The organism is Flavobacterium sp. CS20, from assembly GCF_018080005.1.
Lineage (GTDB): Bacteria > Bacteroidota > Bacteroidia > Flavobacteriales > Flavobacteriaceae > Psychroflexus.
Genome location: NZ_CP073015.1, coordinates 2,058,360 through 2,083,740, shown reverse-complemented (window position 1 = coordinate 2,083,740; position 25,381 = coordinate 2,058,360). Strand labels below are relative to the sequence as shown.

General features: G+C 34.2%; 24 protein-coding genes and 1 pseudogene. 19 read left to right on the top strand and 6 right to left on the bottom strand.

Annotated elements, in window-relative coordinates:
- The first annotated feature begins 68 nt into the window (after positions 1-68).
- The 3 genes and pseudogenes from lysA (at position 69) to IGB25_RS09820 (ending at position 4,539) form a co-directional block, all read left to right on the top strand.
- Positions 69-1,280 carry a diaminopimelate decarboxylase gene (gene lysA, locus IGB25_RS09830; RefSeq protein WP_211064856.1) on the top strand — a complete coding sequence of 404 codons (1,212 nt, stop codon included), beginning with the start codon at positions 69-71 and terminating at the stop codon, positions 1,278-1,280.
- Between the two features lie 76 nt (positions 1,281-1,356).
- Positions 1,357-3,323 (top strand): annotated as a pseudogene (dnaG, locus tag IGB25_RS09825) (DNA primase).
- 61 nt (positions 3,324-3,384) lie between these two features.
- A complete protein-coding gene (locus IGB25_RS09820) occupies positions 3,385-4,539 on the top strand; it encodes an MFS transporter (protein ID WP_211064855.1) in 1,155 nt (384 codons plus the stop codon).
- 166 nt (positions 4,540-4,705) lie between these two features.
- Here the strand turns inward: IGB25_RS09820 and IGB25_RS09815 are convergent, their stop codons facing one another.
- From IGB25_RS09815 to trmB, 3 genes are all read right to left on the bottom strand, one after another.
- On the bottom strand, positions 4,706-5,038 hold the full coding sequence (locus IGB25_RS09815) for an MGMT family protein (protein ID WP_211064854.1): 333 nt from the start codon (positions 5,036-5,038) through the stop codon (positions 4,706-4,708).
- A 138-nt stretch (positions 5,039-5,176) separates the two neighbouring features.
- On the bottom strand, positions 5,177-5,653 hold the full coding sequence (locus tag IGB25_RS09810) for a LysE family transporter (RefSeq protein WP_211064853.1): 477 nt from the start codon (positions 5,651-5,653) through the stop codon (positions 5,177-5,179).
- 7 nt (positions 5,654-5,660) lie between these two features.
- Complete coding sequence (trmB, locus tag IGB25_RS09805) at positions 5,661-6,335, bottom strand: tRNA (guanosine(46)-N7)-methyltransferase TrmB (protein WP_211064852.1); 675 nt, start codon at positions 6,333-6,335, stop codon at positions 5,661-5,663.
- 55 nt (positions 6,336-6,390) lie between these two features.
- On the opposite strand from trmB, the gene IGB25_RS09800 reads away from it, so the two are divergent.
- Positions 6,391-7,455: a glycosyltransferase gene (locus IGB25_RS09800; RefSeq protein WP_211064851.1), complete on the top strand. Its 1,065-nt coding sequence runs from the start codon at positions 6,391-6,393 to the stop codon at positions 7,453-7,455.
- Here the strand turns inward: IGB25_RS09800 and IGB25_RS09795 are convergent.
- Positions 7,387-8,472: a cell wall metabolism sensor histidine kinase WalK gene (locus tag IGB25_RS09795; RefSeq protein ID WP_211064850.1), complete on the bottom strand. Its 1,086-nt coding sequence runs from the start codon at positions 8,470-8,472 to the stop codon at positions 7,387-7,389. The genes IGB25_RS09800 and IGB25_RS09795 overlap by 69 nt on opposite strands.
- A complete protein-coding gene (locus IGB25_RS09790) occupies positions 8,473-9,156 on the bottom strand; it encodes a response regulator transcription factor (protein WP_211064849.1) in 684 nt (227 codons plus the stop codon).
- A 292-nt stretch (positions 9,157-9,448) separates the two neighbouring features.
- On the opposite strand from IGB25_RS09790, the gene IGB25_RS09785 reads away from it, so the two are divergent.
- The 13 genes from IGB25_RS09785 (at position 9,449) to IGB25_RS09725 (ending at position 23,689) form a co-directional block, all read left to right on the top strand.
- Positions 9,449-12,244 carry a TonB-dependent receptor gene (locus tag IGB25_RS09785; RefSeq protein ID WP_211064848.1) on the top strand — a complete coding sequence of 932 codons (2,796 nt, stop codon included), beginning with the start codon at positions 9,449-9,451 and terminating at the stop codon, positions 12,242-12,244.
- A gap of 33 nt (positions 12,245-12,277) precedes the next feature.
- Positions 12,278-15,115 (top strand): hypothetical protein, encoded by a 2,838-nt coding sequence (locus IGB25_RS09780; protein ID WP_247653475.1) that lies wholly within the window; start codon positions 12,278-12,280, stop codon positions 15,113-15,115.
- A 133-nt stretch (positions 15,116-15,248) separates the two neighbouring features.
- Positions 15,249-15,578 carry an iron-sulfur cluster assembly accessory protein gene (locus IGB25_RS09775; RefSeq protein WP_211064847.1) on the top strand — a complete coding sequence of 110 codons (330 nt, stop codon included), beginning with the start codon at positions 15,249-15,251 and terminating at the stop codon, positions 15,576-15,578.
- Positions 15,579-15,673: 95 nt separating this feature from the next.
- A complete protein-coding gene (gene sufB, locus IGB25_RS09770) occupies positions 15,674-17,119 on the top strand; it encodes a Fe-S cluster assembly protein SufB (RefSeq protein WP_211064846.1) in 1,446 nt (481 codons plus the stop codon).
- A gap of 16 nt (positions 17,120-17,135) precedes the next feature.
- Positions 17,136-17,555, top strand: coding sequence for a hypothetical protein (locus tag IGB25_RS09765; RefSeq protein ID WP_211064845.1), 420 nt, complete (start codon positions 17,136-17,138; stop codon positions 17,553-17,555).
- A gap of 2 nt (positions 17,556-17,557) precedes the next feature.
- The gene (sufC, locus tag IGB25_RS09760) at positions 17,558-18,310 is read left to right on the top strand and encodes a Fe-S cluster assembly ATPase SufC (protein ID WP_211064844.1); all 753 of its coding nucleotides are present in this window, start codon (positions 17,558-17,560) and stop codon (positions 18,308-18,310) included.
- Between the two features lie 212 nt (positions 18,311-18,522).
- A complete protein-coding gene (sufD, locus tag IGB25_RS09755; RefSeq protein ID WP_211064843.1) occupies positions 18,523-19,836 on the top strand; it encodes a Fe-S cluster assembly protein SufD in 1,314 nt (437 codons plus the stop codon).
- A 12-nt stretch (positions 19,837-19,848) separates the two neighbouring features.
- The gene (locus IGB25_RS09750) at positions 19,849-21,081 is read left to right on the top strand and encodes an aminotransferase class V-fold PLP-dependent enzyme (protein ID WP_211064842.1); all 1,233 of its coding nucleotides are present in this window, start codon (positions 19,849-19,851) and stop codon (positions 21,079-21,081) included.
- Positions 21,078-21,488 carry an META domain-containing protein gene (locus IGB25_RS09745; protein ID WP_211064841.1) on the top strand — a complete coding sequence of 137 codons (411 nt, stop codon included), beginning with the start codon at positions 21,078-21,080 and terminating at the stop codon, positions 21,486-21,488. The genes IGB25_RS09750 and IGB25_RS09745 overlap by 4 nt, the downstream gene beginning before the upstream one ends.
- The gene (locus tag IGB25_RS09740) at positions 21,481-21,912 is read left to right on the top strand and encodes a SufE family protein (RefSeq protein WP_211064840.1); all 432 of its coding nucleotides are present in this window, start codon (positions 21,481-21,483) and stop codon (positions 21,910-21,912) included. Before IGB25_RS09745 ends, IGB25_RS09740 begins: the two co-directional genes overlap by 8 nt.
- A gap of 6 nt (positions 21,913-21,918) precedes the next feature.
- Positions 21,919-22,245 (top strand): SUF system Fe-S cluster assembly protein, encoded by a 327-nt coding sequence (locus tag IGB25_RS09735; RefSeq protein ID WP_211064839.1) that lies wholly within the window; start codon positions 21,919-21,921, stop codon positions 22,243-22,245.
- A gap of 10 nt (positions 22,246-22,255) precedes the next feature.
- The gene (locus IGB25_RS09730) at positions 22,256-22,765 is read left to right on the top strand and encodes a DUF2480 family protein (RefSeq protein WP_211064838.1); all 510 of its coding nucleotides are present in this window, start codon (positions 22,256-22,258) and stop codon (positions 22,763-22,765) included.
- Positions 22,766-22,810: 45 nt separating this feature from the next.
- Positions 22,811-23,689 carry a DUF3078 domain-containing protein gene (locus IGB25_RS09725; protein ID WP_211064837.1) on the top strand — a complete coding sequence of 293 codons (879 nt, stop codon included), beginning with the start codon at positions 22,811-22,813 and terminating at the stop codon, positions 23,687-23,689.
- 5 nt (positions 23,690-23,694) lie between these two features.
- On the opposite strand, the gene IGB25_RS09720 is transcribed toward IGB25_RS09725, so the two are convergent.
- A complete protein-coding gene (locus tag IGB25_RS09720) occupies positions 23,695-24,192 on the bottom strand; it encodes a GAF domain-containing protein (protein WP_211064836.1) in 498 nt (165 codons plus the stop codon).
- A gap of 88 nt (positions 24,193-24,280) precedes the next feature.
- Here IGB25_RS09720 and xrtF point away from each other — a divergent pair, with 88 nt between their 5' ends.
- Complete coding sequence (xrtF, locus tag IGB25_RS09715; protein WP_247653473.1) at positions 24,281-24,823, top strand: exosortase family protein XrtF; 543 nt, start codon at positions 24,281-24,283, stop codon at positions 24,821-24,823.
- Positions 24,824-25,270 (top strand): exosortase F system-associated protein, encoded by a 447-nt coding sequence (locus IGB25_RS09710; RefSeq protein WP_211064835.1) that lies wholly within the window; start codon positions 24,824-24,826, stop codon positions 25,268-25,270. It abuts the gene before it with no gap.
- The last annotated feature ends 111 nt before the right edge of the window (positions 25,271-25,381 follow it).

Sequence of the window (25,381 nt, the reverse complement as noted above, 5' to 3'; positions counted from 1 at the left end):
TGCAGAAATTTCAATACTTTTGAAACCCTGCCAGTTTGGTGGGGTTTTTAGTTTAATATTTTAAAAAAATGAAAACACAAGATTTAGTTCACATTGCCGAAGAATTTGGAAGTCCTGTTTATGTTTATGACAGTAAAAAAATTATTTCACAATACAAACGCTTGACTAATGCTTTTAAAAATGTAGAAAATTTGCGTTTGCATTACGCTGTTAAAGCGCTTTCAAATTTGAGTGTTCTGAAGCTTTTCAATCAATTAGGTAGTGGTTTAGATACGGTTTCTATTCAAGAAGTTAAACTCGGTATAGAAGCTGGTGTTGAGCCTTCTAAAATTATTTATACGCCTAATGGTGTTTCAATTGAAGAGCTTGAAGAAGCGATAGGCTTAGGGGTTCAAATCAATATAGACAATCTTGTAGTTTTAGAACAGTTTGGTACAAAACATCCTGAGGTGCCAGTTTGTATTCGTATCAATCCGCATGTGATGGCTGGTGGTAACACCAATATTTCTGTCGGACATATCGATTCTAAATTTGGGATTTCTATTCACCAAATGCCACATATTTTACGTATTGTAGAAAACACCAAAATGCACATCAACGGCGTTCATATGCATACGGGAAGTGATATTTTAGATATTGATGTGTTTCTGCATGCGACTGAAATTTTGTTTGAAGTCGCAGAAAATTTCAAGGATTTAGAGTTTTTAGATTTTGGTAGCGGTTTTAAAGTGCCTTATCACGACAACGATATTCAAACCGATATTGATGAATTGGGCAAAAAACTCACTAAGCGTTTTAATGCATTTTGCAAATCTTATAGCCGTGAGTTGGCTTTAGCCTTTGAACCAGGTAAATTTTTGGTGAGTGAAGCTGGATTTTTTTTAGTGAAAGTGAATGTTGTTAAGCAAACCACATCAACGGTTTTTGCACAAGTTGACTCGGGTTTCAATCATTTAATTCGTCCGATGCTTTATGGTGCACAACACGATATTATCAACGTTTCGCATCCTGATCGTAAAAAACGATTTTATTCTGTTGTGGGTTACATCTGTGAAACCGATACGTTTGCCAACAACAAAATGATCAGCGAAATCAGTGAAGGTGATATTTTGGCTTTTAAAAATGCTGGTGCTTACTGTCAAACTATAGCTAGTAATTATAATTCTAGATTTAGACCTGCTGAAGTGTTATGGCATAAAGGCAAAGCCCATTTGATTCGCCAACGAGAAACTTTTGAAGATTTGGTAAGAAATCAGGTGGTTTTGGAATTAGATGTTTAGTTTTTTATTTGGTTCTTAAATAATGATGTTATTTTTGAGGATGTTTTATCTTTACATTTGACTAAAATAAAACCTGATGATTTCCCAATCCTCCATCCAAAACGTTCTTGACGCCGCTCGGGTTGAAGAGGTGATAGGCGATTTTGTTCAACTAAAAAAATCCGGGAGTAATTTTAAAGGTTTAAGTCCCTTTACAGACGAACGCACGCCGAGTTTTATGGTGTCTCCTGTTAAGCAAATATGGAAAGATTTTTCGAGTGGCAAAGGTGGCAATGCCATTTCCTTTATCATGGAGCACGAGCATTTTTCGTATCCCGAAGCCATCAAATATCTCGCCAAAAAATACAATATTGAAATAGAAGAAACCGAACAAACCGACGAGCAAAAAGAAGCAGCAGCGAGCGTGAGAGCATGTATTTGGTTAATAGTTTTGCACAAGATTTTTTTGTTAATCAAATGATGAAAACCGACGAAGGTCGGTCTGTGGGTTTAAGTTATTTTAAAGAACGTGGTTTTAATGAAGACAGCATAAAAACTTTTAAATTAGGTTATTCGCCAGAAGCTTGGCAAGCACTTACTGACAAAGCCATCAGCAAAGGCTACAAACTTGAGTTTTTAGAAAAAACAGGTCTGACTGTTGTTAAAGACGATAAAAAATTTGATCGATTTCGTGGCAGAGTCATTTTCCCTATTCACTCACTCACTGGGCGTGTTCTCGGGTTTGGTGGTCGTATTTTGTCGCAGGACAAAAAAACAGCAAAATATCTCAACTCACCAGAAAGCGAGGTTTACCACAAGAGTAAGGTTTTGTATGGTTTGTATCAAGCCAAAGCTGAAATTGCCAAAGCTGACAATTGCTATCTTGTAGAAGGTTATACCGATGTGATTCAGTTTCATCAAGCGGGAATTAAAAATGTTGTCTCTTCATCTGGAACGGCATTAACCGAGCAACAAATTAGACTTATTCAGCGGCTCACTCCTAATATTACAGTTTTATTCGACGGAGACGATGCAGGAATTCGAGCCTCAATTCGAGGAATTGATATGATTTTGGAGCAAGATATGCAAGTCAAAGTTTGTAGCTTTCCCGAAGGTGAAGACCCAGATAGTTTTGCTAAAGCTCATAGTCAAGAGGAAATCAAAGCCTATTTAGAAGAAAACTCTAAAGATTTTATACGCTATAAAGCTCAACTGCTCAATGCTACAGCAAAAGATGACCCAAGCCAAAAAGCGGCAGTTACTCGCGACATTATCAACAGCATTGCTAAAATTCCTGATCTTATCCAACAAGAATTGTATGTAAAAACTTGTGCAGAAATCATGCAAGTTTCTGAAGAGGTTTTATTTAGCACTTTGGCTCAGATTAAAACCAGAAACGAAAAAGAAGCCCGACGCACTGAAAGACAAAGCCGTCAAAATCAACAAATGGCAGTGGTTACTCAAGAACCTGCTTCACAAAAAAAAGTCAATCAACAAGAAGAGTTAGAACGCATCATTATCAGTTTGTTGTTGCGTTATGGCAATCAAAAAGCGGAGTTTGTAGATTATCTTCTCAAAGAAAATGATGAAGGTGAACTTGAGTTGGCTACTGAAAAAAATGAGGAAATAGTCTTCAATAAAATTTATATGGAATTGCAAGAAGATGAAATTGAATTTACAAACCCAATATTTAAGACCATATATGAATTGATTTGTGAACAATATTCAAAGTATCAATCCATAGATCATAAAAGTTTATCATCACAAGACAACCAAGACATTAATGCTGAAATATCTTCAGCTTTGCTTGACAATGAAAGTCATAATTTACACCGTTGGGAAGACAAAAACATATTTGTTACTCCAAAAGAAGACATTGACCCTAAAGAAGTAACACAAACCATCTTGAACCTACGCCGATTATTGATTCAAAAAAAAATTGAAGATTTAAGTTATAGTATAAAAGAAAATGTTCAGGAGAGCCATATTGAAGTTTTGATGGAAACCAAAGACTACAAAAAATTAGAAATGCTGATCTCAGACAAAATTGGTCGTGTGATGTAGAATGATAATTAAGTGTGAAGACTTATAAATTTTCTCCTATATTTAAGCTTTATATTTTCCTATGAAAGCACTTGGTTTAATTTTAAAATCTAAGTATTATTTCGCTCCAGCATTTATTTTTCTATCACTCAATTTGTGTGTAGGAACTTGGGCTGTGAGTATTCCTCAGATAAAATCTAGAATTGGATTTTCTGAAGCCGAGTTAGGTATTGCCATTTTATGTTTTGGATTAGGGACGTTTATAATGCTTTTGATTACCCCAAATCTCATCAAGCGTTTTGGTTTAGGCAAAGCCTGTTTACTGGGTATAATTTTTGTTGGGTTAAGTTTTTTAGAGTCATATCTTGTTTCTTCTTATGTGATTTTATGTGTAGCTTTATTTATTCTTGGACTCAGCACAGGATTTATTGATATTGGGATGAATACTTTAGTTTCACAAATAGAACAAATACAAGATGTTAATATCATGTCAGCAAATCATGGTTTTTTTAGTTTAGGTGGGGTTTTAAGCGGAGGTTTAGGAGCTTTATGTATGGCATATTTTGGAGACATCCCATTGAGTTATGTGCTTGTTTTGTGTGTTTTGGTTTTGGCTTTAAATATTTATTTTTCAAAATTTTACATCAATATTGATTTGGATCACAGCAATTCGCCATCATTTGATTTAAGGTATATCAAGCCATTATTTGTGTTACTCATCATTGGGTTTATTTGCATGGGAGCAGAAGGTGCTGTGGCCGATTGGAGTGCATTATACCTTAAAGATATATCAAAGGCAGAGCCATTTTGGTTGGCGATTGGGTTTTTGTCTTTTTCGGTTTTTATGACCTTAGGTCGATTTTTAGGCGATGCCATTAGTGATCGTTATGGGAGTAAAAAAGTCTTGGTGGTTGGTTTGTTGACTTCTGTTTTAGGGTTTGGTTTAGTGTTGTTAAAAGATGTTTTATGGACAATTTCCGGTTTTGGTTTGGTCGGGTTTGGGCTTTCTGTAGTGATTCCAGAATTGTTTAGAATGGGCGGTCGATATCAATATTTAGAAAAATCTCGAGCTATTGCATTAATTGCAGGTTCTGGATATATTGGCTTTTTAATCGGTCCAGTTTTTTTAGGTTTTATAGCTGATTTTAGTAGTCTATGGTGGTCATTTGTCCTGATTTTGGCAATGATCCTGTTGTCTTTGATGTTGAGTTTGATTTATAAAACGCCAAAGCATTAACTCGAAATTTAATTTTAAAGTCCAAATTATTAGGGTTTCCACAGAAAGTCAGAATTTAAAGTTATAGATTTCGGATTTGTTATAAATAGAATGGCTCCAATCCAACTATTTAGTGGTTTATAGAAGAATGAGGATATCCTTATTAAAAGTTCAAAAATTCGTATAATCAAAACTGAATTTCAGGTGTCCACAAATGTTGCTCAAAATTGATAATTTTATCATCTTTTATTTTTATGCCTTCAGCTTCCAACATTTGTTGCATAACATCTGTTCCTGGAAAATGATGTTTACCAGTTAAAACTCCATTACGGTTCACCACACGATGAGCTGGTACATCGTCGTATTGATGTGAAGCATTCATGGCATAACCTACTGTTCTTGAGCTTTTAGCGGCTCCAAGTGCTTTGGCAATTGCCCCGTAAGTTGTGACTTTTCCCTGTGGAATTTGACGCACAATGTCGTAAACTTTTTCAAAAAAATCTGAAGAGGTTTTAGCCATACAATCGATAAAGGGTTATTAGTAATAAAGACAACATCAACGCTGCCATAAAGTAATTTGAATATTTTTTGAACAACAGATTTTGCTTGATAATTTTATCAAAAAAATAGACGTACAACAAAAACGTAGTCAAACTGCCTAAAGCAGAGACAAAGAAAAAACAAGTTTGGTTGTCCAAGAAAACTCAATATGGTTTTGAGGCGTAAACAATGTTGATATCACGACAAAATAAGGAATAGGAAAAACATTAAGCCCTGAAATAAAGACACCTTTCAAAAAACTTTGGGTCAATTTTGTGCTTTTAGGTTGTAAGGCACTATACTTTTGTCGTCTTGCAGAGATTATAAAATAGACAAATAAAATAGACAAAACGATTATGCCCACAAATAGTATATTATCTTTAAAACTCGGATTTTTTAATATTGCTTTTGCAATAAGTATAGCAATTAAAGCTTGAATAAACACAACACTTGCTGCACCAAAGGCTTTGAATTTGCCTGCTTTTATGCTCACATTAACACAGGTTTTAGCCACTTCCATATTGACTAACCCAGGTGGAATAACTCCAGCTAAGGTCGCAAAAAAGGTGATAATAAACAGGTTAACTTCGTGCAAAATAGGTTCAGTTCAGTTTAAATTTTAGATATGTTATCGGTTTAGCTTTTTCTAAATATTGTTTTTCATAAAACGTTTGAATACCAACGACATCTTCTGGAGCTTCATGATTGACATAAATATCGTGATGGCTATACAAAATTTCTTGATTTAAACCTTCAAGGATCCCCAAAGTATAGCCGTGCATAAATTCACTATCGGTTTTTAGATGAACAATACCTTCAGGCTTGAGAATATGTTTGTATTTGTCTAAAAACTCAGGATTGGTCATACGGTGTTTGCTGCGTTTATATTTAATTTGCGGATTTGGAAAGGTAATCCAAATTTCGCTAATTTCATTTTCTCCAAAAACATCAGCCACTAATTCGATTTGGGTTCTTAAAAAGGCGACGTTATTCATTTTTTGTTCAATTGCCGTTTTTGCACCACGCCAAAATCGAGCACCTTTTATATCGATACCTATAAAATTTTTATCTTGGTATTTTTTTGCTAAACCAACTGTATATTCACCTTTGCCACAACCGAGTTCAACTATTATAGGGTTGGTGTTTTTAAAATATAAAGCGTTCCAATGGCTTTTATATTTAAAACCCTGATTGACAACTTCTTCTCGGCTTGGCTGAATAACGTTGCCGAATGTTTCGTTATCTTTAAATCTTCGTAATTTATTTTTGTCGCCCAATACTGTTTAGATTTAAATTGTAAATTTAATTAATTTTTAAACTTAAAAAAATCTAATGCAAAAAGGCTTGGTTTTAGTTGCACCGCTCAATTGGGGTTTAGGTCATGCTACACGTTGTATTCCTATCATCAAAGCACTTCAGGTTGATGGGTATAAACCCGTTTTAGCTTCAGATGGTGCGGCACTAAGCTTGCTCAAAGAAGAATTTCCAGATTTGGAATGGTATGAGTTGCCTTCGTTAAAAATCAAATATGCTAAACGTGGTTTTTGGTTTAAGTTTAAAATTATAATTCAGCTCCTTAAACTTATCAAATGCATCAGAAAAGAACGGCATTTTATCAAAAACTTATCTCAACAAATTGAGATAGAAGGCATCATTGCTGATAATCGGTTAGGTTTATATCATTCTAAAATTCCTTCAGTTGTTATTTCACATCAACTTCGCGTATTTTCTGGCAGTTCTACTTGGTTAACATCTAAACTGCATCAATTTTATATTAAAAAATACGATGAATGTTGGGTGCCAGATAAAGCTGAACGTCCTTATTTAAGTGGAAAATTAGGTCATCTCAAACACTCTAAACTGAACCTGAAATACATCGGTGTTTTGAGCCGGTTTGAATTGAGAAAAGAGCCTATCAAATACGATATTTTAATCTTGCTTTCTAGCCCAGAACCACAACGAAGTTTACTGGAAAAAAGGCTTTTAGAAGAATTAAAACACTACAAAGGAAAAGTTGTTTTGGTCAGAGGTTTGGTTGATGGGAAAGACAATATTTTAGAGGATTCAAAAATTAAAATTTATGATTATCTCACTGCAAAACCTTTAGAAACTATAATCTTACAGAGTAAAGTTGTCATTGCAAGATCGGGTTATACCACTTTGATGGATTTGGCTAAGCTTAATAAAAAAGCCCTTTTTATACCAACGCCAGGGCAATTTGAACAACAATATTTAGCCAAAAGACTTCAAAGACACCATATTGCACCTTACTGTCAGCAAGACAATTTTAAGTTGAGTCAGTTAGATGAAATTGATTTTTATAGTGGATTAAATGCTTCGATCTTCAGTAGAGATCTCAGCTTGATTGATGCTTTCAGCCTTTTTGAGGGTAAATGAAAATTCGCTACCTACGCCGTGGTCGCTTTCTACATAGATTTTTTCATCGTGGGCTTCAATAATGTGTTTGACAATTGAAAGTACGAGTCCTGAACCGCCTTCGCTTCTTGAACCACTTTTGTCCACTCGATAAAAGCGTTCAAATAGCCTTGGCAGATGCTCATTTCCTATACCTTCTCCGTTATCGGTTATTCTCACTAAAATTTTTTGAGTTGACAGATTTTCAATACTGACTTCTGTGGTTCCACCTTGTTTTCCGTATTTAATGGAGTTGACAATCAAATTCGTCAAGACTTGTTGAATGCGTTCTTGATCGGCTTTCACCATAAGAGGTTCATAAACTTTGTCAAAACTTAAATTGATTTCTTTTTTCTCGGCTTTCATCTCCAGAAGTTCAAAAACATTTTTAATAACTTCAATGATATCAAATTCTTCTTCGTAAAGGTGCAGGTCACCTGTTTCGAGTTTTGTAATCATATCTAAATCATTGACGATGTAGATCAAACGATCAACGCCTTTACTGGCACGTTTGAGGTATTTTTTTCTGACTTTTTTGTCTTTTAAAGCACCGTCAAGTAGGGTTAAAATATAGCCTTGAACGGTAAACAGTGGCGTTTTAAGTTCGTGAGATACATTGCCCATAAATTCTTTTCGATAGTTTTCACGAACTTTAAGACTTTCAATTTCTATTTTTTTGTCTTGAGCAAATTTTTCAACTTCCTTGGTCAAAGTTGCCATATCTGTAGTAACGCGTTGTTCTTGAAGTGAAGAGGCATCCAGTAAAGTTACGGAGTCATAAACGGCTTTTACGCGTTTGTATATAAAATGCTCTATGCGCAATTGTATGACCAAAAAAGCCAATACATAAGCAATTATGGCAAAAATTAAAACACTCAGCCATAAGATATCAAAAAAGAAATATTCAATGAGTAATAGAGTTAAACTTAAAAATAGAGTGATATAAAGCGATGAAAAAAACGCAAATCTGTAAGATCGTTTAAATTGTTGTTCACCCATTTAGACTACAAACTTATACCCGACGCCTTTAATGGTTTTAAACGATTTATCGCCGAGTTTTTCGCGTAACTTTCTGATATGCACATCAATAGTTCTGCCACCAACCACCACTTCGTTGCCCCAAACACTATCGAGAATATCTTCTCGTTTAAAGACTTTGCCAGGTTCTGAGGTCAACAAAGATAAGAGTTCAAATTCTTTTCGGGGCAAAGGCATTTCGGTTTTATCTTTTATGACTTTGTATTCGTCTTTATTGATGGTGATATTGCCGACTTTATAGATTTGTTTTTCTTTTTTATCAGATCTAAAACGGCGTAATAAAGCTTTGACTTTACTGATTAACACCTTGGGTTTTATAGGCTTGGTAATATAATCGTCTGCACCCGCTTCAAAACCTGCTACCATTGAATAATCTTCACCCCTTGCGGTTAAAAATGCGATGACTGTATCTTCTAAGGATTTAATTTTTCTAATCTGCTCACAAGCTTCAATACCATCCATTTCAGGCATCATCACATCGAGAATAATGAGTTGAGGTTTAACTTTTTTAGCCAGCTTTACGGCTTTAGCCCCATTATCAGCAGTTTCAACCTTATAACCTTCATTAGATAAATTGTAACTGAGTATTTCTAAAATATCAGGTTCATCATCTACAATGAGAATGCTAATGTTCTTTTTTTTCATGATTAAGAAATTTACATAGCAAATTTATGCATTAAATTAATATCAATGTTAAAACTAGTTTATCAATCAAAAAACAAAAACGCCTTTTTGTTAACTTATAATACACTCAATGTAAATTTTATGTAAATTTTTATATTTTTATATATTTATTAAAACGCACATTTACAGTGTTTTAACTAATTCACTTGTTCGAGTTGCTTAAAGATTATTTAACATAACATAATTTCATAATAATATACAATTAAACATTTACAGTTGTTGAATTGCTTTATTTGCATCAAAATAATTCTGAATGAGAAAGTTTTCACTGTTATGTTTGATTGGATTATTGAGCTTACAAGTATTGGCTCAAGAAACTACAGGAAACATCGTAGGTAAAATTACAGATAAAGAGTTCAATAACGAACCCTTGCCATTTGCTAATGTTGTTCTTAAAGGTTCAAATAAAGGGACTACAACAGATGCTGATGGACTTTACAATATTGGTAATCTTCAACCAGGAAAATATACCGTAGAATTTTCATACGTTGGTTATGAAACCATTACAGTTGAAAATGTAGAAGTTGTGGCAGGCAAAGTAACAGAAGTAAATACTGCAATGGGAGCTACTGCAAGAACTTTAGATGAAGTTGTAATCACAACAGTAGCTAGGCAAGATTCTGAAGTGGCTTTATTATTAGATCAAAAAGGAGCAATCAATATTAAAGAAAGTATCGGTTCAATTGAATTATCAAAAATGGGGATTTCTAGTGTAGCAGTCGCTACAACAAAAATTTCGGGAGTTTCTAATTCTGAGGGTTCTGGAGATATTTTTATTCGAGGCTTAGGTGATAGGTATTTGGTTACAACTATGAATGGATTGCCAATTCCATCTGATGATGTGGAAAGGAAAAATATAGATTTAGACCTTTTCCCAACAAGAGTTGTATCTAATATTTCTATAAGTAAAGCTTATACTTCAAATCTTTATGGTGATCAAGCATCTGGTAATATTGATATTTCTTCTAGAGAGTTAGTAGGTAATGAAGAGTATTCTATAGGGTTTAAGACTGGAGTTAACACAAAAGCAATTGATGCCGACAACTTCTTTATTGGTGCTTACGAAGACGAAGTGACATTGGGTTTTCACAGTGAAGATTTCACTAATCTTCAAGCCATCACACAACAAACTTGGAATACGTCAACAGAAGATGCACCTATCAACTCTAGCTATGACTTCACACTTGGTAAAAAATTTGGGGATAACTTCAGAACTTTATTAACGGTATCTCAGAAAAATGACTTTGAATACAGAGAAGGAACCTTTCAGGAGTATGACAACAATAACTTTAGAGATAAGTTTACTGATGTAAATGAGTTCAAAAAAACCGTGACTACTTCAGCACTTCTTGATTTACGCTACAGTTATAATGAAAACGATGACATCAAATTCACAAGTTTGTTTATCAACAAGCTTCAAGGGAATGTATTTGAATCAGGTAGAAATGGTGAAGGTGTTGTTTTTGATGAGGTTGACCCTAACTCTAGTCTTTCTCAATTTATAAGAGACCAAAATTTAAGAAAAACTCAACTTTGGATTAATCAACTTATAGGAGAAAATAATTTTGGGAATCACAAAATTGATTGGGCAGTTGGTTATAACATTGTAACTGCAGACGAACCCAACAGAATTAGAAATGAAATCAACTTTGATGACAACACAATAGAGCTTGGAAGAACTGGTGGTTTTCAGCAAAGAAAAAGTGGTCAATTTATTGATGACGATGAAATAAATGCAAGAATAAATGACTCATTTAAAATAACCAATATAGACGAAGTAGATAATGAAAATGGGCTACGACTTGATATTGGCGGTAATTATAGACATAAAAAAAGAGACTTCCTATCGCAGTTTATTGGAGTTCAAGAAACAAACCTAAATAATGTAAACCCAACATCATTGGATGATCTCTCTGCTGTTTTTATTCCAGCAAATTTTGAAAACAATCTTTTAACTATTTTAGACAGAACACCAGACATATACGATGGAACACTAGACGCATATGCAGGTTATATGATTGGAAATTATAAATTGAATAAATGGAACTTCAATTTAGGTCTAAGATATGAGGTTGACGAAATAGAAACAAATTGGGATGTAAACAACTACCCTGGCAGAACAGGAACTGCAACGAAAGACTACGATAACTTCTTACCAAGTGTGAATATTAAATACGAGTTAAACGAAAGAAATAATTTAAGACTTTCTGCAAGTAAAACCATTACTCTTCCTGAATTTAAAGAAATTGCACCTTTTCAATATGTTGACCCAAGAGGTCAAGTCACTCAAGGGAATCCTGAAGTTGAAGCAAGTGAAAACTATAACTTAGACTTAAAATGGGAAATGTTTCCGACAAAAGGTCAATTGATTTCTTTAACTGGATTTTATAAACAAATCAATGATCCTATCAACCGTGTATTAGAGCGAGGAGCAAGAGGTATTTTTTCATACTTTAACTCAGGTGATCAAGCTGAAATATATGGTTTAGAAATTGATACAAAACTAGATGTTATTGGTAAAAACAAAGATTTAGGTTACGCTTTAAAGCTTAACTTTAACGCAACTAGAATGTGGCACGAACAAGATCTTAAAGAAGTTTATGGAGATGTTAATGGCGAAAGGCGTCTTTTAAGAACATTTAGATATAATGGTAAAACTAAAACTGATTTACAAGGTGCTTCGGATTGGATTTTTAACTTAAATACAACATTTGAAACGACTAATGAAAATCCACTTATAGCCAATATTTCTGCAAACTTTGCTTCTGATAAAATATACTCATTAGGTAACCCAGAAAATCAAGTCAGTCCTGATGAATATTTTAATGAAGAAATTGTAGAACAAGGTTTCGTAATTCTCAATGCTATTGTGATAAAAGACATCAATGAAAATTTAAGTTTACAACTCTCTGGGAAAAATTTATTAAATCCAGAAATTGAACAAACACAAATCATAAGACCTCTTAACACTGGTATTGCAAGAAAAGAAGTCGTTAGATCTTACAAAAAAGGTGCTCAAATCTCTTTTGGTATAAATTATAAATTTTGATAAACAGTAAATAACAATTAAATTAATTTAAACATGAAAACAACAATTAAATCTTTTGCTTACTTGCTTACGCTTTTAGCATTTACCTTTATGGTAACAAGCTGTAGCAGTGATGATGACAATGGCACAACAAATCCGCCAATAGAAGGGGAAGATACCGAGTTAGGTGGCGATTTTGTCACTGAAAACTTAACTCTAGATGCGACATTAGATTATACTTTAAATGGTATTTTAACAGTTGAATCTGGAGCAACCTTAACTATTCCTGCTGGAACAAGTATAACAACTGGTACAGGAACAAATGTTTACATCGTAGTCCAAAAAGGTGCTGACATCGTAATTAACGGTACAGAATCTAATCCAGTAGTTATGAAACCTGGGGGAACTGGTGTTTGGGGTGGTTTAGTCATTGCGGGTAATGCAACTACTACCGAAGGTGTTGATGCTGTTGCAGAAGTTGGAGGTATCCTATATGGTGGTACTGATGACAATGATAGTTCAGGCTCTATCAGCTATTTATTGTTAAGCCAAACAGGGGCTCAAATCAATCCAGAATCTCAATTTAATGGCTTAACACTCTATGCTGTTGGTTCAGGAACTACGCTAGAAAATATTGCTGTATTAGGTGGTCAAGACGATGGTGTTGAGTTCTTTGGTGGCTCTGCTAATGTGACTAATTTTTATGCAGAAAATCTTCAAGATGATGCTGTAGATTGGACTGAAGGCTGGAATGGAACTTTAGAAAATGCTTATATTCTTCATACTGATGCTAACTTTTCTACTGCAGTTGAAGCAGACGGTCAAAATGGTAACCCAACACTTCAAAACTTAACAGCGGTTTCTACTGTTGGTGGTACTGCTTTACAATTTAAAGCTCAATCTGGAGCTACAATCAATAATATTTCTCTTTCAGGCTATGAGACATCAGTTGATATGAGAGATGATGGTCCATTAGCTAATGTTCAAATTGATGGGGCTGATGCAGATCCTGCTATGGGTTATACTGGACCCGCTACGGTTGACATAAACATGTTTGACTGGGCAACTGGAAATAGTGGAAATCAATCAGAAATACTTTCTGGTAGCATTACAGGTGATGTTAGCTTAGATGTCGCTGTAAATTATCAATTACCTGGTATTTTAAGCGTTGAGGATGGAGCAACTTTAACTATCCCAGCAGGTACTAATATCACAACAGGAACTGGTACAGATGTTTATTTAGTCGTTCAAAAAGGTGGCACTATAAACATAAATGGAACTGAAGCTAACCCAGTAGTTATGGAACCAGGTGTAGATGGCGTTTGGGGTGGCTTAGTTATTGCTGGTAAGGCTATAACTACTGAAGGTATAGATGCTGTCGCTGAAGTTGGTGGTATCCTTTACGGTGGTACTGATGCTGCAGACAATTCAGGTTCTATTAATTACCTTATATTGAAAGATACTGGTGCTCAAATTAATCCAGAATCTCAATTTAATGGCTTAACACTCTATGCTGTTGGTTCAGGAACTACACTAGAAAATATTGCTGTATTAGGTGGTCAAGACGATGGTGTTGAATTCTTTGGTGGCTCTGCTAATGTGACTAACTTCTATACAGAAAATATGGAAGACGATGCTGTAGATTGGACTGAAGGCTGGGACGGTACTTTAACTAATGCTTATATTCTGCATACTGATGCTAACTTTTCTACTGCAGTTGAAGCAGATGGTCAAAATGGTAACCCAACCCTCCAAAATTTAACAGCAGTTTCTACTGTTGGTGGTACTGCTTTACAATTTAAAGCTCAATCTGGGGCTACAATTAATAACATTTCTCTTTCAGGCTATGAGACATCAGTTGATATGAGAGATAATGGTCCATTAGCTAATGTTCAAATTGATGGGGCTGATGCAGATCCTGCTCTTGGTTATACTGGACCTGCAACAGTTGACGTAACCATGTTTGAATGGGCAACTGGAGATGATAGTAGTGTAACAGAAGTGCTTTCTGGTAACATTTCTGGAAACAAAACCCTAGATGCTAATGTAAATTATCAATTACCTGGTATTTTAAGCGTCGAGGATGGAGCAACTTTAACTATCCCAGCAGGTACTAATATCACAACTGGAACTGGTACAGATGTTTATTTAGTCGTTCAAAAAGGTGGAACTATTAATATAAATGGAACTGAAACTAACCCAGTGGTTATGGAACCAGGCGTTAGTGGCGTTTGGGGTGGCTTAGTTATTGCTGGTAAGGCTATAACTACTGAAGGCATAGATGCTGTCGCTGAAGTTGGTGGTATCCTTTACGGTGGTACTGATGCTACAGACAATTCAGGTTCTATTAACTATTTAGTATTGAAAAATACTGGTGCCCAAATTAATCCAGAATCTCAATTTAATGGCTTAACACTCTATGCTGTTGGCTCAGGAACTACACTAGAAAATATTGCTGTATTAGGTGGTCAAGACGATGGTGTTGAGTTCTTTGGTGGCTCTGCTAATGTGACTAACTTTTATGCTTTAAATATGGAAGACGATGCTGTAGATTGGACTGAAGGCTGGGATGGTGTATTAACTAATACATTTGTTAAGCACACAGACACTAACTTTTCAACTGCATTAGAAGCAGATGGCTTCAACAACAATCCAACAATCAATAACTTTGTCGCTGAAAATACTAATAATTCAGGTACAGCATTGCAATTTAAAGCTTCTTCAGGAGCTACATTTAATGGTTTATCATTAACAGGCTATAACACTATTATCGATATGAGAGATAATGGTCCATTGTCTAACGTCCAAATAGACGGAGCTGATGGTGACCCTAATGCTACTTACGATACTGCTACAGTTACAGAAGCTGACTTTAGTTGGGCAACTAACTAATTATAATTAAATATTTTGTTCTCAAAAGGCTACGGAAACGTAGCCTTTTTTTCATTTTTAGGAAAATGTTAATACAAAACACATTTCCTTTAATAAATCTTATATTTGCATTTAATCTAAATAAGTTTTAATTATGATTAAAGTAAGTAACCAAGCCAAATCAAGGCTCGTCAGTCTGATGACTGAAGAAGGCTTTGATCCCAAAGTTCATTTTGTGCGGGTTGGCGTAAAAAGCGGTGGTTGCTCAGGCTTATCATACGAATTAAAGTTTGACAAAAACCACCAAGACAACGATAAAATTTTTGAAGATAACGACATAAAAATTGCTGTCAACAAAAGCAGTTTTCTTTACCTTGCCGGTACCACTTTAGAATTTTCTGGTGGTTTAAATGGCAAAGGATTTGTATTTCACAACCCCAATGCACAACGAACTTGCGGATGTGGTGAAAGCTTTAGCCTATAAGTGGGTAGTAGATAGTTGGTAGTTAGTAGAATACTACAAGCTAATCCACTCAATATAACTACCCTCTAATTACTAATGACTAAAAACTATTAAAAATGGCTTATACTGAACAACAACTTGAAAAAGACCTGAAAAACAAAGAATACGAATATGGTTTTTATACCGATATTGATTCAGATACTTTACCTCCAGGTTTGAATGAAGATATCGTTATTGCCATTTCTAAAAAGAAAGAAGAACCCGATTGGATGACCCAATGGCGTCTTGAAGCTTATCGCCATTGGAAAACTATGACAGAACCTAACTGGGCAAATGTCGGTTATGAAAAACCTGATTATCAAAACATTTCTTATTATTCTACCCCAAACAAAAAACCAAAATACGAAAGCCTTGACGAAGTTGATCCTGAATTGTTAGATACATTCAAAAAATTAGGCATTTCAATTGATGAACAAAAAAAACTGGCTGGAGTTGCTGTTGATGTGGTCATGGACTCAGTTTCTGTAACCACAACTTTTAAAAAAACATTAGCTGAAAAAGGCATCATCTTTTGTTCCATTTCTGAAGCCATAAAAGAACATCCTGAGTTAGTTAAAAAATATATAGGAACGGTTGTGCCACATAAAGATAATTTTTTTGCGACTTTAAATTCTGCTGTGTTTAGCGATGGTTCATTTTGCTATATTCCAAAAGGCGTAAGATGCCCGATGGAATTGTCAACCTATTTTAGAATCAATCAAGCTGGCACTGGCCAATTTGAAAGAACTTTGGTTATTGCTGAAGAGTCCAGTTATGTCAGTTACCTTGAAGGTCGCACTGCACCAATGCGTGATGAAAATCAATTGCATGTCGCTGTAGTAGAGTTGATTGCTCTCGATAATGCTGAAATAAAATACAGCACCGTTCAAAATTGGTTTCCTGGCAACAAAGAAGGCAAAGGCGGTGTTTATAATTTTGTTACCAAACGTGGTCTATGCGAAAAAAATGCTAAAATTAGTTGGACACAAGTAGAAACAGGCTCTGCGGTAACTTGGAAATACCCGAGTTGTATTTTAAAAGGCGATAATTCTATTGGAGAATTTTACTCCATTGCCTTAACCAACAATTTTCAACAAGCGGATACCGGAACCAAAATGATTCATTTGGGCAACAATACCAAATCGACAATCATTTCTAAAGGTATTTCTGCGGGTCGTTCTCAAAATTCGTATCGCGGTTTGGTCAAAGTGAGTCCGCGTGCAAACAATGCAAGAAACTTTTCTCAATGTGATTCATCGCTAATGGGCAATAAATGTGGTGCACATACTTTTCCTTATATAGAAGTGTCTAATAAAACGGCTCAAATTGAGCACGAAGCCACAACGAGCAAAATCGGTGAAGATCAAATTTTTTATTGCAATCAGCGTGGTATAGATACAGAAAAAGCCATTGCTCTGATTGTAAACGGTTTTAGCAGAGAAGTTTTAAATAAATTGCCAATGGAATTTGCCGTTGAAGCTCAAAAATTACTTGAAATCTCACTCGAAGGTTCAGTCGGATAATCTTAATCTTTATAAAATGAAAAACCTAAAATTATTATTTGTTGTCAGTTTAATTACGCTTAGCTTTCTATTTAGTCGCAAGTCTGATTCTAAAAACAAATCAGATGAAAATAATGCTAAAGAAATTGTTGAAAGCCAATTTAAAACCTATCACGGCGAATTTATCGATGTTGATACAGTCATGGTTTTAAATGGTAATAGTTTTATTTATGGCGTCAAAATGGATGAGCAAGCCAAACGTTTAATCAAAAAAGTCGATGCCATCAAAAAAGATGATTATGATGTGATTAAAGTCATTGTAAAAGGTGAACTCCATCCTAATACAGAAGAAGGTTGGGATGAGATTTTAACCATCAAATCTATCGATAGCATTTATAAACCCGAACTTAAAAAAGAAACCAAAGTTGTTAAATTCAGCTCAAAACAAAACGAATAAATATGCTAAAAATACTTAATCTACACGCTGAAGTCGAAGGAGAAAAAATTCTCAAAGGGATCAATTTAGAAATTAATCCAGGAGAAGTTCACGCCATTATGGGCCCAAATGGTTCTGGCAAAAGTACCTTAGCTTCAGTTATAGCAGGCAATGATGAATATGAAGTTACAGAAGGAGAAATTTTATTCGACAAATCTAACATCTCTGAACTTTCAGCTGACGAACGTGCTCACAAAGGTATATTTTTGTCGTTTCAATATCCTGTTGAAATACCTGGCGTTTCGGTAACCAATTTTATCAAAACCGCTATCAATCAAATCAGAAAAGCTCAAGGTTTAAAAGATATGCCAGCTAATGAAATGCTGAAAAAAATCAGAGAAAAGTCGGCTATGCTAAATATGGATAGAAAATTTTTATCGCGTTCACTCAACGAAAGTTTTTCAGGTGGTGAAAAAAAACGAAACGAAATCTTTCAAATGGCTATGCTTGAACCTAAATTAGCTATTCTCGATGAAACTGATTCGGGTCTTGATATCGACGCTCTAAAACTTGTTGCCGACGGTGTCAATAAGCTGAGAACCAAAGATAACGCAACTTTAGTGATTACTCACTATCAGCGTCTTTTAGACTATATCATTCCCGATGTGGTTCACGTGTTAGTCGATGGAAAAATTATCAAATCTGGCGATAAAGAATTGGCTAAAGAACTTGAAGTCCGTGGCTACGACTGGCTTAAAGAAGAACAAATAGCTTAAAGTTTTATGGTTTCTAATTTAAAGTTTAAAATTATGGCGAAAATTATTCATTTTGAACATCTCATTAAAAGACCATAAAGGCAATAAATTTAAACAATTGTAATAACAAACAACCAAAAACCAGAAACGAGTCAAAGATCCCGAGAGCTTAAGCGATTCGGGAAAACCAGAAACGAGAAACGAGAAATACAAAACTTGAAACATTTTTAAAAATGAAACTTAAAGAAAAATTACTATCTTCTTATTTGGCTTTTGAAGAAAATATCGATTTGGAAAACGATATTCACAATATAAGAAATGAAGCGATAAAATTTTTTGAGCATTCTGGTTTTCCTCATAAAAAACAAGAAGCTTGGAAATACACTTCGCTAAATTCTATCTTGAAAGAAGACTACAGTATTTTTCCTAAAAAGGAAGAAACCATTGAATATCGCGATATCAAAAAATATTGCGTCCACGATATCGACACCTACCAAATTGTATTTATCGATGGGATTTATGCTTCACATTTATCGCAAACCACACACGACAAATTTGATGCGTGTTTGATGTCTTCAGCACTTAATAAAGCCAAGTATAAGTCTATTATCAAAAAATATTTTAACAAAGTTGCACCACAAGAAAGTTTGACAGCTCTCAATACGGCTTTTTCTCATGAAGGTGCATACATCAAAATTCCAAAAGACATTATTGCCGAAAAACCTATTCAGATTTTAAACTTTTCTACAGGCAATGAACACGCTTTAATGGTTCAACCGCGCAATTTGATTATAGCTGAAGACAACGCTCAAGTACAAATTATAGAACGCCATCAAAGTTTGACCGACAATGCGGTTTTAACCAATTCAGTAACTGAAATATTTGCAGGCAAAAATGCCAATATAGATTATTACAAAATTCAAAATGATAAAATCACTTCTTCTTTGATTGATAATACTTTTATCAGTCAAGACCGTGATTCTGAAGTGTCTATGCATACGTTTTCTTTTGGAGGAAAATTGACTCGAAATAACTTAAACTTTTATCAAAACGGTAGCAATATCAACTCTATTTTAAAAGGAGTCACTATCATTGAAGGCAAACAACACGTCGATCACAACACTTTAGTGCATCACAGAAAACCACATAGCGAAAGCCATCAAGACTATAAAGGTATTTTTGCTGAAAAATCCACAGGGGTTTTTAACGGTAAGGTTTTAGTTGATAAAATTGCTCAAAAAACCGATGCTTATCAAAGCAACAACAATATTTTAATCGATGATCAAGCAACTATAAACTCAAAACCTCAACTCGAGATTTTTGCAGATGATGTCAAATGTAGCCACGGTTGTACCGTTGGACAGTTAGACAAAGAAGCTTTATTTTATATGAAAACCCGTGGTATTCCTCATAAAGAAGCACGTGCATTGCTGATGTTTGCTTTTGCCAATAATGTGTTGAACAGTGTAAAAATACCTGAAATCAAAAAACGCATTACTGGGCAAATCGCTTCAAAAATTGGCGTTCAACTTGGATTTGATTTATAAAATTTAATAACTATGAAGGTTGCAGAACAATTTGATGTAGAAAAAATAAGACAAGACTTCCCGATACTCAACAGGAAAGTTAACGGAAATCCTTTGGTATATTTTGACAATCTTGCAACTTCTCAAACGCCCCAACAAGTTATAGATTGCATTGTAGATTATTATCAAAACTACAACGCCAATATTCATCGTGGCGTTCATGCTTTATCTCAAGAAGCTACAGAAGCTTATGAAAATGCCAGAATCACAATTCAAAAGCATTTTAATGCCAAAGAAGCCAAAGAAATTATTCTAACTTCAGGGACAACCCATAGTATAAATTTGGTTGCCAGTGGTTTTGAAAAATTTTTAAACCCAGATGATGAAATTTTAGTCTCAGGTTTAGAACACCATTCCAATATTGTGCCTTGGCAAATGTTGTGTGAAAAAACTGGAGCTCAGCTCAAAGTTTTACCTATGACAAGAGATGGCATTCTGAATCTTAGCCAATTTGAAGTTATGCTCAATAGCAAAACCAAGTTGGTTACAATCAATCACGTTTCAAATGCACTTGGCACTATCAATCCCATTCAAGAGATTATTGAAAAAGCTCACGAAGTCGGTGCAAAAGTCTTAGTCGATGGAGCACAAGCGGCTCCACATATCAAAGCTGATGTTCAAGCTTTAGACGCCGATTTTTATGCTTGTTCGGCACATAAAATTTGTGGCCCAACGGGCATTGGTATGTTGTATGGCAAAAGAGAATTATTAGAAACCCTACCGCCTTATCAAGGTGGTGGCGAAATGATAGATCAAGTCAGTTTTGAAAAAACCACTTATGCTGATTTACCTAATAAATTTGAAGCTGGCACACCCAATATTTGCGGTGGAATAGCTTTTGGCAGAGCTTTAGATTATATGAATGAAATAGGTTTTGAAAATATTCAAGCTTATGAACACGAACTTCTACTTTATGCCACAAAACGCTTAGAAGAGTTTGATAATATCATTATTTACGGCACAACTCCTGAGCAAAAAACAGCGGTGATTTCTTTTAATTTTGAAGGTCTTCACCCTTATGATGTTGGCACCTTGGTCGATAAAATGGGAATTGCAGTAAGAACAGGACATCATTGTGCACAACCGATCATGGACTTTTTTAAAATTCCTGGCACGATTAGAGCCTCATTTTCATTTTACAACACTAAAGCTGAAATCGATTTGATGACTGAAGCCTTACAAAAAGCAAATTCGATGTTACTATGAAACCAATAATCCTTACTTTATTGCTGATTTTTATGTCTTGCAAAACAGTTTCAAATAAAATTAACCAAAATTTTCCTTCTGGAACATATAAAATTGTTACCTTAAATGCTGATAAATTTAATCCTGAAAAAAATTATTTCGTAAATATTAATTCAGAAGAAAAACGACTCGGCGGAAAATTTGATTGTAACAATTACACAGTGGAATATGAAAAAGAAAAAAACAGCATTAATTTTGGTTATGCCATTTCTACAAAAATGTATTGTGAAGGAAAAATGCATAATGAAAATGCTTTTTTTGGAAAACTCAATGCCATTAAAACCTTTAGTTATCAAAACAAAACTTTAAAGTTATTTAGCGAAGAAAATGATTTAATTGTAGAATTAAAATATGTGAAAGATGAGTAATATTCAACAAATACAAGAAGAAATTGTCGATGAGTTTGCAATGTTTGACGATTGGATGCAACGCTATGAATATATGATAGAGCTCGGCAAATCTCTACCGTTGATAGATGACCAATACAAAACTGACGACTATACCATCAAAGGTTGTCAATCTAAAGTTTGGGTACATGCCGATATGGAAGATGATAAAGTGGTTTTTACCGCAGACAGCGATGCCATCATCACCAAAGGGATTATTGCGATATTAATTCGTGTCTTTTCAAATCAAAAACCTAAAGACATTATTGAAGCCAATACTGATTTTATTGATAAGATTGGATTAAAAGAACACCTCTCACCAACCCGAGCCAATGGTTTGGTGAGCATGATTAAACAGCTGAAAATGTATGCCTTAGCATACGAAAACAAACAACCTCAAAACTAAAATATCATGGCAGATGATACCGTCAATACAGAAAAATTAGGCGATGAAATCGTCAGAGTGATTAAAACCATTTACGACCCTGAAATCCCAGTTGATATATACGAATTGGGTTTAATTTACGATGTGTTTGTCAATGAAGATAATAATGTAAGAATTATCATGACTTTAACCTCACCTAATTGTCCAGTAGCAGAATCTTTACCTCAAGAAGTTCAGGAAAAAGTGAAGTCTATTGATATGGTCAATGATGTAGAAATTGAATTGACCTTTGACCCACCGTGGTCTCAAGACATTATGAGTGAAGAAGCCAAGTTAGAACTTGGAATGTTATAAACAAATATTCATGCCAGAAGAAATCATCAATAGAGTTGCCAAAAGTCCGATAAAGACTTTTAATCTTGAAGCGCTTTATCAAGATGGGCAACGCTTTGAAATCGACTTGAGCCAATGGCTTGATGAAGGTTTTATACTCAAAGAAAAAGAATTTAGGCAAGCCCTCAAAAATCATGATTGGTCACAATATCAAAATGGCTTTATAGCCTTGAACTGCTCTACCGATGCCATAATTCCTGCTTGGGCTTATATGCTGGTTTCTACATATCTCCATCCTATTTCAAAAAAAGTTGTTGTGGGTCATATAGAAGATTTAAACAGCATTTTGTATGCAGAAGCCATTAAAGATTTAGACTTGACTGATTATAAAAATAAGCCTGTCATCGTCAAAGGCTGTAGCGATAAACCCGTTCCACAAACGGCTTATCTCCTATTAATTCAACGTTTACAACCTATCGTAAAAAACTTAATGTTTGGCGAAGCTTGTTCGGCAGTGCCATTGTATAAGCCCAAAAAATAGTTGGTCAATTTATTTAGCATCTTATATTTGCAAAAAAAATCAAATATGAAGAAGTTTTTACTTTTAGCAATTTTCCCAATTATCAGCTTTGCACAAAACGATTCAGTGCCAAAAATATGGAAAAACAAAGGCAATTTTTCTCTGCTTTTTAGCCAATCTGCTTTTAATAACGAATGGCAAAGTGGCGGAACTTCAAACTATCTTGCTAATGCCGTCATCAATTATGAAATTATATATTCAAAAGATAAATGGGAATGGGATACTAAATTATTAGCTGACTATGGTATCTCAAAAAACAAGGACCAAGAGTTTTTAAGAAAAACCAGCGACCGTCTCGAAATCAATTCGGTTTTGGGTCACCAAATCAATGAAAGCCATTGGTATTTTTCTGCTTTCGCTAATATCTTGACTCAGTTTGATCGTGGATATGAATATAGTGAAGACAACAACGGACAGGAAATCAGAACCTTAGAAACCAAATTTCTATCACCAGGTTTCTTTAAACTTGGTTTAGGTACGCTTTGGAAAAAAAGCGACAATCTTAAAGTGAATTTTGCTCCTGCAACCGTGAGATTTATTACTGCCGATGATAGATTTACTACTACACCAGGTTATGTTGATGGTGATTTTTATGGTTTAAATCAAGGCGAAACAATTAGAACAGAATTTGGGGCTTCAGTTGGGGCTTATGCTAAATTTCCTATTATGGAAAATATTACCTTAGAAAATATTTTAAACCTGTATTCAAACTATCTTGAAGACCCACAAAATGTAGATATCGACTATACTTTAAATCTCAATTTAACCGTCAACAAATACATCACCACCAATTTCACTTTCCAAGCCATTTATGACGACAATGCTATCGGTGCATTTCAAATTAGAGAAGTACTTGGTGTGGGTTTAAATTACAAGTTTAAGTAAATCTTTTATTTATATTCAACCAAATCCAAAACCTGAATATTTTCTTTTTCAATAACTTGGGCTATCATTTGATTGATGCTTTCTAACAAGGCTTCATCTTCTTTAGAGAAGGCATTAGCTGTATTAGAATCTATATCAATTTGACCGATATTTTGGTTGTTGACAAATATAGGCACTACAATTTCTGATTTGACATTAAGGCTACAAGCAATGTAGTTGCCTTGAGCATTGACATCATCAACCAAAAAAGTATTGTTGCTTTCAGCCACTTGACCGCAAATTCCTTTACCAAAAGGAATAACAATGTGATCTGTTGGTTCACCAGAAAATGGTACTAAATGCAATGTTTTTTCAGAATGTTTAGCAAAATAAAACCCAACCCAATCGTACTTGTCTTTTTCATGGTTTAATAAATCAACAAGCTTTTGTAAACGTTCTACTAGATTGAGTTTAGTATCATCTAGTATTTTCTTTGATTTTGCTAGAACTTTAGAATTACTCATTTCAAAGAAATTTATTTTCAAAAGTATTTATTATAAGCTAATTGAGGTTGAAAAGTATTTATATAACTTTGTTAAAAATTTCATTAGAGTGAAAATTAAAGAAATAATAAAAAAAAACAAAGCGGTAATAAAGTTCTTATCAGTCTTTTTTGGGAGTTATATTGTTTTAGCTCTGATATATCAAGCTTATTTAAAATATTATCCTTCAGAGCAATTTTATCCTGATTATATAACTCATCAAGTCGCCCAGCAAAGCTATCATCTTATTGATATGCTTGGTTATGAAACTTATATAACAAAACATCCTAGAAAACCTTCCATGGTTTTGGCTGTCAATGATAAATATGTTGCCAGTGTTATAGAAGGATGTAACGGTGTAAGTGTTATTATTTTATTTTTGTCGTTTATTTTGGCATTCAGCAAGGGTTTAAAACAAACTTTGATTTACAGTATTCTAGGAATTTTATTGATTTATATTTTAAATTTAATTCGGATAGCTCTATTAACACTAGGTTTGTATTACTATCCACAGTATAGTAATTTCATGCACGAAGTGTTGTTTCCTCTTTTTATATACGGTGTCGTTTTTATGCTATGGATTTTATGGATTAGAAATTATAAAAAAACTTAAATGAAACACAAACTACTTTTCAAAATAGCTGTTATCGTTTTTGGAGCTTGTTGCTTGGCATTAATCAGATTTTACGAAACTTCATTATTTTATGACCCTTTAATTGATTTTTATAATGGTAGATTTCATTTAAAGCCTTTTCCAGAGCTAAAGTTTTGGGCTTACAATTTAAACCTAACTTTTAGATATCTGCTAAATACTTTAGTGTCTATTGGCATAATTTGGTATCTCTTTAAAAATAAAACATACATAAAATTTAGTGTTTTAATATACATTGCTGTCTTTATTATCGGTCTAATAACATTTTGGATTATAGCACATAATATTCAATCTAAAGATTTTATGCTGTTATTTTATATCAGGCGTTTTTTAATTCAACCGATTTTAGTTATCGTCTTAATTCCAGCCTTTTACTTTCAAAAACTCAACAAAAAAGGACACAAATAAAATCATTATCTGATACTTTCAAGCAATTTGTTTTGAATGAGTATAAGAATTTAAAATGAAGATAATCAAGTCTATTTTTCGTCTCTCATCTTGAGCTTTTATAATTTAAAA